The 11,976-nt window shown below is 70.4% G+C and carries 10 protein-coding genes and 1 pseudogene; 5 read left to right on the top strand and 6 right to left on the bottom strand.

The features are described 5' to 3' along the window. Positions 1–6: 6 nt before the first annotated feature. A complete protein-coding gene (locus ATL45_RS18935) occupies positions 7–1,794 on the top strand; it encodes an ABC transporter ATP-binding protein (RefSeq protein ID WP_093157981.1) in 1,788 nt (595 codons plus the stop codon). Positions 1,795–1,896: 102 nt separating this feature from the next. On the opposite strand, the gene yczE is transcribed toward ATL45_RS18935, so the two are convergent. Both yczE and ATL45_RS18925 read right to left on the bottom strand, forming a co-directional pair. Beyond that, positions 1,897–2,556: a membrane protein YczE gene (gene yczE / locus ATL45_RS18930; protein WP_246025428.1), complete on the bottom strand. Its 660-nt coding sequence runs from the start codon at positions 2,554–2,556 to the stop codon at positions 1,897–1,899. Positions 2,557–2,756: 200 nt separating this feature from the next. Beyond that, positions 2,757–3,296 carry a hypothetical protein gene (locus ATL45_RS18925; RefSeq protein WP_143121751.1) on the bottom strand — a complete coding sequence of 180 codons (540 nt, stop codon included), beginning with the start codon at positions 3,294–3,296 and terminating at the stop codon, positions 2,757–2,759. Between the two features lie 446 nt (positions 3,297–3,742). On the opposite strand from ATL45_RS18925, the pseudogene ATL45_RS40240 reads away from it, so the two are divergent. After that, positions 3,743–4,081, top strand: a pseudogene (locus ATL45_RS40240) (hypothetical protein); the annotation flags it as partial. Here ATL45_RS40240 and ATL45_RS18920 read toward each other — a convergent pair. Beyond that, positions 4,044–6,860, bottom strand: coding sequence for a sensor domain-containing protein (locus tag ATL45_RS18920; RefSeq protein WP_177242074.1), 2,817 nt, complete (start codon positions 6,858–6,860; stop codon positions 4,044–4,046). The pseudogene ATL45_RS40240 and the gene ATL45_RS18920 sit on opposite strands and share 38 nt — an antisense overlap. A 319-nt stretch (positions 6,861–7,179) precedes the next feature. Further along, positions 7,180–8,373, bottom strand: coding sequence for an NAD(P)-dependent malic enzyme (locus tag ATL45_RS18915; protein ID WP_093157916.1), 1,194 nt, complete (start codon positions 8,371–8,373; stop codon positions 7,180–7,182). 443 nt (positions 8,374–8,816) lie between these two features. On the opposite strand from ATL45_RS18915, the gene ATL45_RS18910 reads away from it, so the two are divergent. Then, positions 8,817–9,416 (top strand): dTDP-4-dehydrorhamnose 3,5-epimerase family protein, encoded by a 600-nt coding sequence (locus ATL45_RS18910; protein ID WP_093157917.1) that lies wholly within the window; start codon positions 8,817–8,819, stop codon positions 9,414–9,416. An 8-nt stretch (positions 9,417–9,424) separates the two neighbouring features. Here the strand turns inward: ATL45_RS18910 and ATL45_RS18905 are convergent, their stop codons facing one another. Then, a complete protein-coding gene (locus tag ATL45_RS18905) occupies positions 9,425–9,739 on the bottom strand; it encodes a S26 family signal peptidase (protein WP_093157919.1) in 315 nt (104 codons plus the stop codon). Positions 9,740–9,817: 78 nt separating this feature from the next. Here ATL45_RS18905 and sodN point away from each other — a divergent pair, with 78 nt between their 5' ends. Continuing rightward, complete coding sequence (gene sodN / locus ATL45_RS18900; RefSeq protein WP_093157921.1) at positions 9,818–10,225, top strand: superoxide dismutase, Ni; 408 nt, start codon at positions 9,818–9,820, stop codon at positions 10,223–10,225. 135 nt (positions 10,226–10,360) lie between these two features. Here sodN and ATL45_RS18895 read toward each other — a convergent pair whose 3' ends face one another. Beyond that, a complete protein-coding gene (locus ATL45_RS18895; protein WP_093157922.1) occupies positions 10,361–10,978 on the bottom strand; it encodes a hypothetical protein in 618 nt (205 codons plus the stop codon). A 114-nt stretch (positions 10,979–11,092) separates the two neighbouring features. Between ATL45_RS18895 and ATL45_RS18890 the strand changes: the two genes are divergently transcribed. Beyond that, a complete protein-coding gene (locus ATL45_RS18890; protein ID WP_093157923.1) occupies positions 11,093–11,959 on the top strand; it encodes an alpha/beta fold hydrolase in 867 nt (288 codons plus the stop codon). Positions 11,960–11,976 lie beyond the last annotated feature (17 nt).

Raw genomic sequence — 11,976 nt, 5'->3', positions numbered from 1 at the left:
CTGAACATGATTCGCCCCAACCGGGCAGCCGACCTGGACGGTGCGGACGACGACGAACCGGAGGACACCGGCGGGAAGGTCGACTGGCGTCACCTGGTCCGGATCACCCGCGGACACCGGGCCGTGATCGCCGTGGCCATGGTGCTCGCGCTGCTCGGCGGGGTGATGGGCCTGGTGCAGCCGCTGCTGGCCGCCCGCACGATCGAGGCGTTCTCCGACCAGCAGCCGTACCTGGCGGTGCTGGGCCTGCTGGCCGTGGTGTTCGTGGCCGAGGCGGTGATCACCGGGTTCGGGCACTACCTGCTGGAACGCACCGGTGAGGGCATCGTCCTGGGGCTGCGGCTGCGCATCGTGGACCGGCTGCTGCGCTGGCCGATGCGGCGCTACCAGCAGCACCGGATCGGCGACCTGCTCACCCGCACCACCAGCGACACCACGCTGCTCCGCGACTCGCTGGCCTACGACCTGGTCGAGGCCAGCGTCGGCGTGTTCATCGTGATCGGCGGCATCGCCATGATGCTCTGGCTGGACGCGATGATGTTCTTGATCGTCATCGCCATCGTCGGCGCGATCGGCGGCCTGACCCTGCTGCTGCTGGCGGGCATCCGCCGCGCGATCCACGACGCGCAGGACAGCCTCGGCGGCATGAGCTCGGAGCTGGAGCGCGCGCTGTCGGCGATCCGCACCGTGCGCGTCATGCGAGCCGAGGACCGCGAGCGCGACCGGATCGGCGTTCTGGCCCGCCAGGCCTACGCGCACAACCTCCAGGCCGCCAAGCGCAACGCCGTGATCAACCCGGCGATGACGCTGGCCGTGCACGGCGCGATGATCACCGTGCTCGTCGTGGGCGGGTTGCGGGTGGCCAGCGGCGCCGCCGAACTGCCCGAGCTCATCGGTTTCCTCCTCTACGTCACCTACATCGCGACGCCGCTGTCGAACCTCTTCGACGTGTTCGCCACCCTCCAGCAGGGCCTGGCCGCGCTGCAGCGGGTGGAGGACATCGCGCAGCTGCCCACCGAGGCCGAGGAGGTGGCCCGCCCGGCGGTCCAGGCCCGCAGCTCGAACGTCGACCCGGACGCTCCGGCGATCGAGTTCCGCGGCGTCGGCTTCGCCTACGAGCCCGGCCGCCCGGTCCTGCGGGACGTGTCCTTCCGCGTCGCCCGCAACAGCCACGTCGCGCTGGTCGGCCCGTCGGGCGCGGGCAAGTCCACGATCTTCGCCCTCATCGCCCGCTTCTACGACCCGCAGGCCGGGCACGTCCTGCTCGACGGCCGCGATTGCGCGCGAGAGATGACCGTCGACGAGTGCCGCGCGGCGATCAGCATCGTCGAGCAGAGCGCGCCAGTCATGCACGGCAGCCTTCGCGACAACATCACCTACGCCAAGCCCGATGCCACCGCCGACGAGGTCGACCGCGCGGTGCGGCTGGCCAGCCTCGAAGACCTCGTCGCCCGGCTGCCGCAGGGCCTGGACACGCCCGTGGGCGAGCACGGCAGCGCCCTCTCCGGCGGCGAGCAGCAGCGAGTGGCGATCGCCCGAGCCCTGCTGCCGAGACCGCACCTGCTGCTGCTCGACGAGCCGACCTCGCACCTCGACGCCGTGAACGAAGCCGCGCTCACCCGCACGATCGAGCACATCAGCTCCGAGTGCACGCTGCTGGTCATCGCGCACCGCCCGTCCACCATCCAGGCGGCCGACGACGTCGTCGTGCTAGGCGACGGCCGCGTCCAGGCCACCGGCAGCTACCCGGAGGTGAAGGCCCTGCTCGGCAGCGACGCCCCGATCGGCACCTGAGGTCAGCGCCGCGCCGACACCCGAAGTTCCATGAGGTACCGCTTGGTGATCGACCGCCGCAGCGGCGGTCGATCAGCCGCGCACTGGGGCTTCGCACGGCCGCTAGCCGTCGCTCTTGAGGCGGACTGTGGTGAAGCGGAGGAACTGCTGGACCAGCGGCCCCATGGCCAGCGCGATCAGCACGGTGCCGAGGCCGACCGTGCCGCCGAGCAGCCAGCCGGCGACCAGCACGACCAGCTCGATCGCCGTGCGCACCAACCAGATCGGCTTCCCGGACAACCGGACCGCGCCGGTCATCAGGCCGTCGCGCGGCCCGGAACCGAACCGGGCGCCCAGGTAGACCGCGTCGAAGAAGGTCAGCATCAGCACGCCCAGCAGCAGGTAGCCGATCTGCTGCGGCAGCGAGGTCGGCGCGGGCACGAACACCGCGGCGACGTCGGCCGCGGCGCCGACCAGGACCACGTTGAGAACCGTGCCGAGGCCGGGCAGCTCGCGCAGCGGGATCCAGCACAGCAGGACGACCACGGCCGTCAGGCTCGTCGCCAGGCCGAACGACATCCCGCTGCGCACCGACAGCCCCTCGGCGAGCACGGCCCAGGCCGACGCGCCCAGGCTCGAACCGACCAGGAACGTCAGCGCCGTGCCGTAGCCGACGAGCCCCACCAGCAGCTGAACCAGCCGCCAGGCCTTCTTCTCCGCCCGGAACTGCTCGACGGCCGTCATCCGCCGGGCCACGAACCGGCCGTGCTTCACCGCAGTCACAGATGTCCTCAACGCCTCGGGTACTCGCGGAGATCCGCGACGCCGCGGACCGATGCGCCTCTGATCTTGAGCTCGGCGGCCCACCGGCGGAAAGGTCCAGAACGGAGAAGCTGGCCTTCAGGCGGCCGGGATCGTGATTCCCGGCAGGTTGAACGAGCACCAGCCGCCGTGGGGTGGCTGTTTCCAGTTGGCCGCGGTGATCATGTGCAATATTTGCGCAGTAGCCCTGGTGCCGGGCGAAGGAGCCGCCAGCCGATGACCACGTTGGAGACCGAGAGCAGGAAGGGAACCAGGAGCAGGATCAGGTAGCCGATGGTCGGCGGGGTGTAGCCGACCGGCTGGTCACCGATCAACTGGCGGTAGATGGGGTCCCCTGCTTTCTTGACCGATGCGCTCACCGTTCCGGTGAAGAAGAAAACGGAGGCGATCGAGGTGAACGTCGTGCCGGCCCACAGCACGACGAGCACTCGCCGGGCCCTGGCCGTGAAGGTCGCGTTCAGGTGTCCGTTCTTCACGTAGACCGGCGCGAACGTCAGGGTGATCCCGGAGAAGAAGTAGAAGAACGCCGACAGACCTCCCATCGCTGTGACCAAACCGGTCGTTGCCCAGGTTGCCGTGGGCAGCTGGTAGGCGATCACGATGATCAGAATCCCCGTGATGAGGCTCAAAGCGATCGACACCGATCCAGTTACGACTGACGAGACCTGGATCTTCCGCGCGAGCCGCGGCGGTAGCGCCATGAGCTCGTGGTAAATCGGCCTGCCGGCCGGAACGTGGTAGCGGTGTGGTGGTACACCTGGCCCGCCCGGGTTCACTGGTTGACTCGCCAATCCGTGCCGTCACCATCGCTGAGGTAGGAGTTCAGCGCAGTGATCGCGGCGGCGATCAGGCCAACGGCCACGCCGACTCCCGTCACGATGGCACCGATCGCGGCGCCGATGCCCCACGCCTGCCGTAGCTCATCCGGCTACCCCTCCCCAGGGATCGAGTGCCTTGCCAGTCTGCCTCCGTGTCGCAGCATGCGTACGACGCTCTGCGGAATGTGTCCTGCGGCACGGCTATTCGGGTGACGTGTCATGGGAGTGCGTTCGACCGGCGTCGGAGTGGGGAACTTGCGGTCCCCCACTCCGAACAGGGCGGGCACGACAGATCGTCCGGGGTATGGACGGAGTGACAAGTTGGCACCCGCGACGTGACAGCCGCTCAGCTGAAGCACCTACGGGAGATGGCTGACTTGCCGACCGTGCCGACTCGTGTGATCCCGTTGGATCGCGGTACCTGTGCCCCACAGCGCTCTTCGCGACTCCAAGCTCGGAGACGGCTCTCCGGTCCTGGTTGTCGGTACCGCCAGCTGCACGAGCTTCATCAACAGCGACAAGCCCGGCTTATTCGACAGCTGATCGAGCAGCTGAGCACCCCCGGTAGCCCTTGCCGCCGGGGGTGTTCTGGCATTTCCGGGACAGCACGCTGTCCACAGTGGAAGCCGTTCAGGCTGCCGGGATGGGCATCGGGCCGCGGGCGATGAGGTCGCGGAACTCGCGGGCCGGGATGGCGCCGGAGAACAGCCAGCCCTGGTAGGCGTCCACGCCGACACCGGAGAGCACGTGGAACTGGGTTGCGGTCTCCACGCCTTCGGCCACGCACTGCCTGCCCATCGCGCGCGCCATGTCCACCACCGCGCGCGCCACGGCGAAGTCCGAGGCGTCACCGCCGACTCCGGCGACGAACCGGCGGTCCACCTTGATGATCTGCGCGGGCAGGTCCTTGAGCCGCGCCAGCGAGGAGTAGCCCGTGCCGAAGTCGTCCACCGCGAACCGCACGCCCCGCGAGACCAGCTCGCCCATCTCGTGCCGGGTCCGCGACGGCAGGTCGACCAGGGCGGTCTCCACCAGCTCCAGGATCACCCGGTCCCAGGAGATGCCGGTCTCGGCGACGATGTCGGCGACCGCGTCGACGAACTCCGGCCCGCCCGGCACCAGCCCGGCCAGGTTCACCGCCACGCCCACCGGGCGGCCGCCTCGCACCGGCCAGGTCGCCGCCTCCCGCAACGCGGTCCGCAGCACCCAGCGGTCCAGCTCGCGGAGCAGATCGCCCTGCTCCGCGACGGGCAGGAAGGCGTCCGGGGCGAGCATGCCGCGATCCGGGTGCGGCCAGCGCACCAGCGCCTCGGCGGTGACCACCACGCCGTCCGAGTCGACCACCGGCTGGTAGTGCAGGGCCAGGCCGTCGCTGTTCAGCGCCTCCCGCAGCTGGCCCTCCAGGTGCAGCTGGCGGTCCGCGGAGGCCATCAGCGCCGGGCTGGCGAGCGAGACCTTGCCGGTGCCGCGGCCCTTGGCCTCGAACATCGCCGCGTCGGCGAAGCGCAGCAGGTCCTCGCCGCCGGAGGCGCTGCCGTCGGGCACCGCGGCGCCGATCGACGCGGAGACCCTGATCAGCTGGCCGTGCACCGGAACCGCGGTGCGCAGCAGCCCGGACACCCGGTTGGCCAGCGAGTCGACGCCGCCGACCGCCTCGATGTCCGAGCAGATGATGACGAACTCGTCGCCGGAGAGCCGGGCCGCCGTGCACCCGTCGGGCAGCCCGCCTTCGAGGCGGCGCGCCAGCGCCACCAGCAGCTCGTCACCGGCGTCGTGGCCCAGCGAGTCGTTGACCCGCTTGAAGTTGTCGATGTCGCAGAACAGCACCGCGACCCGGTCCGAATCGGCCCGCCCCAGCAGCTGGTAGAGCAGGTCCTTGACCGCGGTGCGGTTCGGCAGGCCGGTCAGGTCGTCGTGGGTGGCCTGGTAGCGCAGCGCCTCGGCGGCCCGCCGCCGCTCGGTGATGTCCTGGAACACCACCAGCCAGAAGTGGGTGCCGTCGTCCTGCACCGACGCCGAGGTGCGCAGCTCGCAGTACACCGGTTCGCCGTCGGCGCGCACCAGCACCCGCTGCGGCACCCGGCGCCGGATGCCGGAGTTCTCCGCCGGGGTGGGCAGGCCGGTGTTCTGCTCGTCGGGGTGGGTGATGTCCTTCGCGCTCATCCCGCGCAGCTGCTCCAGCTGGTAGCCGAGCAGGTCGCACAGCGCGTCGTTGGCGTCGACGAGCCGTTCGGCCCGGTCGAACAGGCCGATGCCCACCGGGGTGATGCTGACCAGGTCGGTGAACCGCTGGCTGGAGCGCTCCATGCGGGTCACCACGGCCCGCTGCTCGGTGACGTCCTGGGCGGTGCCGACCAGGACGTCCTGGCCGTCGGCGTCGGTGATGGCGGTGCCGTGCAGCCGCAGGATCCGGGTGGTGCCGTCGATGCGCAGGTAGCGGTGCTCGACCTCGATCGGGTCGTGCTCCTCGATCAGCGGCCGCCAGGCCTGGCGCACCCAGCCGCGGTCGTCGGGGTGCACCCGGTCCAGGTAGCTCTCGAAGGTGATCGGCGCGTTCGCGGGCTTGCCGATGATCTCGTGCAGCATGTTCGACAACCGCATGACGCCGGACCGCGGATCCCACTCCCAGGTGCCGAGGCGGGCGATCCGCTGCGCGTCCTGCAGCTTGCGCCGCTCGTCGCGGAGCTGCCGCTCCAGGGCCCGGTGCTCGGTGACGTCCTGCACGGTGCCCTGCACCCGCTCGACCCGCCCGGCCCGGTTGTACTCGGCCCGCCCGGTGCACAGGTAGACGCGCTTGCCGCGACGGTCGCGCAGCTCCACCTCCAGCAGCTCGTCCTCCGGAGCGGTGAGCACGTCCAGGTAGAACTGCTGCGCCCGCGCCACGTCGTCGGGGTGGGTCGCCTCGATCATCGCCGTCACGCCCACGGCCTCCTGGCCACCGGGATCGCCGAGGAATTCGGCCAGCACCGGGCTGCGGTAGAGCTCGCCGGTCTCCGGGTAGAACACCCAGCTGCCGACCTTGGCGATCCGCTGCGCCTCGATCAGCCACCGCCGCTCGTTGCCGTCGGCGGCTTCGGTGTCGTCGTGCCCGGCGTCGGCCAGGTCGGAGACGTCGACCAGCACGGTGACCCGCAGCCGCTCGTCCTGGATGTGCGGCCAGCTCATCGGGCGGACCGGGTAGCTGCCGCTCCTGGCCCGCAGCAGCGAGACCGGGCCGTCGCGGGTCACCAGGTCCGCGAGGCGGCAGCCGACCAGCGCCGCGGGCGTGGTCTCCCCCGCCAGCTTCGCCGCCTGCTCGGTGGCGCGGACGACGATGCCGTCCGGGGTGCTCAGCAGCGCGGGCGCCGCGGGCAGCGGCAACAGGGCGAACTCCTCGGAGCGGGCACCGGCCAGGCCGAGACCGCCGGAACTCGTCCGGGTCCTCTCGCTCCGCTCGGTCAACAGCACCCCTCCTGCGTCGCAGCCGCGCGACCGCTGCCCCGGGTTGCACCGCACCCCACTGACGAGTGATCTGCAACACAACAGGTCGTGCGGCTGACAATACCGGTCTCCGCACCGGCGGTAACGCCATGGTGCCGCGACCGGAACCGGATTCCCTGGAGAGGTGACAGCCGTCCCCCGACATGATGACGCGAAGCACCGAAAGTCCACAACCGTCGACACAACGGGGCCGGGGAGACGATCGGTCTCCCCGGCCCCGATTGGTCCGGCTCGGCGCAGTCCGGCCCCACAGCTATCCCGTGGAGCCTCGCGCGCATCGGTGCGATCAGGACTTGGCGACGCCCTCGGCGCGAGCCGCCTTGGCCACGGCGGCGCTGACCTCCGGCGCCACCCGCGGGTCCAGCGGGCTGGGCACGATGTAGTCCGCGCTGAGGTCGTCGGCGGCGACCGCGGCGATCGCCTCGGCGGCCGCGACCTTCATCCCGTCGGTGATCTTGCGGGCGCCGACGTCCAGCGCGCCCTTGAAGATGCCGGGGAAGGCCAGCACATTGTTGATCTGGTTCGGGAAGTCGCTGCGCCCGGTGGCCACCACGGCGGCGTGCCGGCGAGCGACGTCGGGGTGGATCTCCGGGTCCGGGTTGGACAGCGCGAACACGATGGCGTCATCGGCCATCGTGGCCACCAGCTCCTCCGGCAGCTGGCCGACCGACACGCCGATCACGACGTCGGCGCCGCGCAGCGCCTCGGCCGGCCCGCCGGTGATCCCGCTGGAGTTGGTGAAACCGGCCAGCTCCTGCTTGATCGGGGTCAGGCCGTCCCGCCCGGAGTGGATCACACCGCGCGAGTCGAGCACCGTGATCTCGCCGACCCCGGCGGTGTGCAGGATCTTCGCGCAGGCCACCCCGGCCGCACCGGCGCCCGAGATCACCACGCGCATCGAGCCCAGCTCGCGACCGACCACCTTGGCCGCGTTGCGCAGCGCCGCCAGCGCCACGACCGCGGTGCCGTGCTGGTCGTCGTGCATCACCGGGCAGTCCAGCGCCTCGGAGACCCGGCGCTCCAGCTCGAAGCAGCGCGGCGCGGAGATGTCCTCCAGGTTGACCGCGCCGAACGACGGGCGCAGCCGGACCAGGGTCTCCACGATCTCGTCGACGTCGGTGGTGTCCAGCACCAGCGGGATCGAGTCCAGTCCGGCGAAGGTCTTGAACAGCGCGGACTTGCCCTCCATGACCGGCAGCGAGGCCCGCGGTCCGATGTCGCCGAGCCCGAGCACCGCGGTGCCGTCGCTGACCACGGCCACCAACCGCTGCGTCCAGGTGTAGCGGTCGACGAGCTCCGGGTCGGCGGCGATCGCGCGGCTGACCTGCGCCACGCCCGGCGTGTAGGCGATCGAGAGGTCACGCGCGCTGGCCAGCGGCGCGGACACCTCCACGCCCAGCTTGCCGCCCTCGTGCGCGGCGAAAATTTCCTCGTTGGTCAAATCGGCACCATTGTCGGTGCGGTCGTTGACGGCGGTCACGGCGTCCCTCCTGTAGCCATGCCTTCGGCCCGGGAACGGTCCGGGCCGGGCCAGTGGGCGGCGCGGAGCCGCCCGGGTTACGCCACCGCACCGGGCTTTCCGGCCGGCGGTGTGTGAATGAACCGAGCACAGCTGCCCCGGTCGGACAGCGGCTCGGCGGACGCTGCGGTTCGAACAGTGTGCCAGGCCCCCAGATCAATGTCAGCGACCGGGATCACACAATCTCACCAGCGGCTTCAACAAAAAGTCAACGCCCAGTGGCAGTACGGGCGTCCGGTTTTGATTCGAAAAGGGCAGTACGTACGTACGGTTTTCAAGAATTTCCGCTAACAGAACGAACGTCATATTTTCCGACGTCCTTTGCAGCACGTGTGTCCTGTTGACCGCGACCCCTCCGAAACCCCTCGAAAACCCGCATCGGCCGGCCCCATAGGCTTTCGGCCGTGCAGGCACGTCGACTTGAGAACACGGGCGCGTTCGAGTTCATTCCGAAGGCCTTCCCCGACCACCGCGGCCTCTTCGTCGTGCCGTTCCAGGAGGCCGCGCTCGTCGAAGCCCTCGGGCACCCGCTGCGGGTCGCCCAGACCAACCACAGCGTGTCCTCCCGCGGCGTCATCCGCGGTGTGCACTTCTCCGACGTGCCGCCGGGCCAGGCCAAGTACGTGTACTGCCCGCGGGGAGCGCTGCTCGACGTGGTGGTCGACATCCGGGTCGGCTCGCCCACCTTCGGCAAGTGGGACGCGGTGCGCCTGGACTCCGACGAGTTCCGGGCCGTCTACGTGCCCGAAGGCCTCGGCCACGCCTTCGTCGCGCTCACCGACGACACCGCGATGAGCTACCTCTGCTCGACGCCCTACAACCCCGGCGCCGAGCACGGCATCAACCCGCTCGACCCGGCCCTCGCGCTCCCCTGGGACGTCCTGGACTGCGAGCCGGTCCTGTCCGAGAAGGACCGTCACGCCCCGAGCCTCGCCGAAGCGGCGGAGCAAGGCCTCCTACCGGACTACGAAACCTGCCTGGCGCATTACGAAACCCTGCGCTGACCAGCGGTTCAGCGCAGGCGCCCCGGGTTCGGCCACAGCCGCCAGCGGACGACGCCGAGGACTTCCGCCGGCCCCAGCTCCCGCGAGTCGGTCGAACCGAAGCTGTTGTCGCCCTCCACGTGCCAACCGCCGCCCTCGCGGCGCACCGCGCGCTTGATCGACAGCTGCTCCGGCCGCTGCGCCCAGCGGACCAGGACGACGTCGCGCGCCCGGGCGCGACCGCGCAGCCGCAGCAGCACGACATCGCGATCCCGCAGCGTGGGAACCATCGACGGACCCCGCACCAGCAAGCGGCGCCATGGCCACCGGCCGAGGGATTTCACTGCCACCTCCAGTAGGACGCCGAGGATCTTCCAGAGTAGGGTCGGCGCTGTCGGAGCACTCACTGTCAGGGAGGAATCATGCGACTGCTGTCGCGAATCCTCAGCCCTCGCCTGGAGGCGACCGCGCACTGCGATCTTCCGTGCGGCGTGTACGACCCGGCCCAGGCGCGCATCGAGGCTGAGTCGGTCAAGGCGATCCAGGAGAAGTACCAGGCCAATGAGGACCCGGAGTTCCGCACTCGGGCGATTCTGATCGCCGAGCAGCGCTCCGAGTTGGTCAAGCACCACCTGTGGGTGCTGTGGACCGACTACTTCAAGCCGCCGCACTTCGAGAAGTACCCGCAGCTCCACGAGCTGGTCAACAAGGCCACCAAGGCGGCCGGCGCCACCGGCACCAAGGGCTCGATGGACCCGAAGAAGGGTCAGGAACTGCTGGACTACATCGCGGAGATCGACAAGATCTTCTGGGAGACCAAGCAGGGCTGAGGCACCGGCTTCACCGAGGCGCCGACCAGCGAGAACCTTCGCCGGTCGGCGCCTCTCTCGTTGCGGCCCGTCGCCACGACCGGAGGACGTCCCGGGCCATCCTCTTAGGAGGATGAGGATCAGGTGGCCGGTCGGCTAGCCGTGTCGGGTGAAGATCTCCCGAACGTTGGCCAGGTCCGCATCCCGCTCTTCCGCGCCCTCGTACCAGCCGTCCTCGTCCCGCATCGCCACGGCGCTCTCCGGGGTGAAGTCCTCGCCGAAGCGGTAGGGGTCCAGGCAGTAGTCGAAGCCGGAATCGCGGAAGAGGCTCACGTCCTCGCGGCGGCAGTGCGCTGCGAAGCCGTCGGCCACGTGCCAGCGCGCGCCGTCGTACCAGAAGACACCACCCGCGTAGTGGATCGTCCGGCCCGTCGCGGGGTCCTTGAGGTTCAGCGACTCGTAGTTCTCCGGACGGTCGCGGACCAGGTCTACGAGGGACTCGGGGACGCCCTCGTAGAAAGATTCCTGGAGGGCGAAATCGTCCTCGGCGTACAGGTTCAGCGGCGACTCGTGGTCGAATGTCAGCAGCAGCACGCGGTGGTCGTCCGCGAAGTACCACACCGCGGACTGGCCGCCGCCGTCGTTCCAGGCCAGACGGCGTGCGCCGGTCACGGTCACCGGTTCGACCTCGGCGAGCTCATCCAGGATCGCCGCACGGCGCCGCACTTCCCGCAGGGGTGTCGCCGCCAGCGCATCCCACATCGCGTTGCTCATTCCCGCAGGTTATCCGCCACCCGCTGCGAGATGACCGCGAGGCGTCTGCACCACTGGCCGCCGCGGCCGAAAATCGATGGCGTCGCGAGGCAGGGGCGTCCACAATCGACTGTCATGGACGTTTCCGGACCGGATCGGCTTGGGCGGCACGGGCTTTCCGATGGGCGGAACCTGGCCTGGGCCGAGTGGGGCCCGCAGGACGGCAAGCCCGTCGTGCTGTGCCCTGGCGCTGCGACGAGCCGTCATCTCGGGTTCGGCACCGATGTCGTCGACGCGCTCGGCATCCGGCTGATCTCGGTCGACCGGCCGGGACTCGGCGCTTCCGATCCCGCACCGGGCCGGACGCTGGACAGCTTCGCCGACGACATCGCCGAGCTGCGGCGGACTGTCCTGGGCTCGGCCGGGCTCGCCGTCGTCGGCTACTCGGCGGGCGGGCCGTTCGCGCTGGCCTGCGCCGCGGCGGGAGTTGCGTCGCGGGCCGCCGTCGTCGCGGGTGCCGACGAGTTCGCGTCCTTCGGCAGCGGTCTGCCGGATGACCTGCGGAGCATGGTCGAGCTGGTGGCCGCCGATCCGGCCGCCGCCGAGCAGTCCTTCGCCGAGTTCGGCAGCGCCGAGGCGCTGTGGCAGCTGATCACCAGGTTCAGCCCGGGCGTCGACCTCGCCGTCTACCGGTCACCGGGATTCGAGCCGGTCTTCCGGAAGGCGATGGCCGAGGGATTCGCGCAGGGTCCGGCCGGTTACGCCCGCGACACCGTCCTGGACATGGGCCGCTGGCCCTTCGACGTCGCGGACATCCGGATCCCGGTGGACCTCTGGTACGGCGCGCTCGACACCAGCCCCAGCCACTCGCCCGACCACGGCGTGACGCTGGCCCAGCGCATCCCCGCCGCTCGGCACCACCTGGTGGCGGATGCGGGCGGATCGCTGCTGTGGACGCACGCCGAGGAGATCCTGCGCGGCCTGGTGGGCACCGACCGCTGAGCGGCCGGTGCCCGCGG

This window comes from Saccharopolyspora antimicrobica (assembly GCF_003635025.1).
Taxonomy (GTDB): domain Bacteria; phylum Actinomycetota; class Actinomycetes; order Mycobacteriales; family Pseudonocardiaceae; genus Saccharopolyspora; species Saccharopolyspora antimicrobica.
Note: the sequence above shows the minus strand (reverse complement) of the source record. Positions and strands in the feature narration are given on the sequence as shown.

What these genes read in the sequence shown, in the direction of transcription:
- ATL45_RS18925 (WP_143121751.1), bottom strand. Translation starts at nt 3,296, where the DNA reads ATGGCGCTACCGCCGCGGCTCGCGCGGAAGATCCAGGTCTCGTCAGTC.
- sodN (WP_093157921.1), top strand. Translation starts at nt 9,818, where the DNA reads ATGCGACTGCTGTCGCGAATCCTCAGCCCTCGCCTGGAGGCGACCGCG.
- ATL45_RS18895 (WP_093157922.1), bottom strand. Translation starts at nt 10,978, where the DNA reads ATGAGCAACGCGATGTGGGATGCGCTGGCGGCGACACCCCTGCGGGAA.
- ATL45_RS18890 (WP_093157923.1), top strand. Translation starts at nt 11,093, where the DNA reads ATGGACGTTTCCGGACCGGATCGGCTTGGGCGGCACGGGCTTTCCGAT.
- ATL45_RS18935 (WP_093157981.1), top strand. Translation starts at nt 7, where the DNA reads ATGATTCGCCCCAACCGGGCAGCCGACCTGGACGGTGCGGACGACGAC.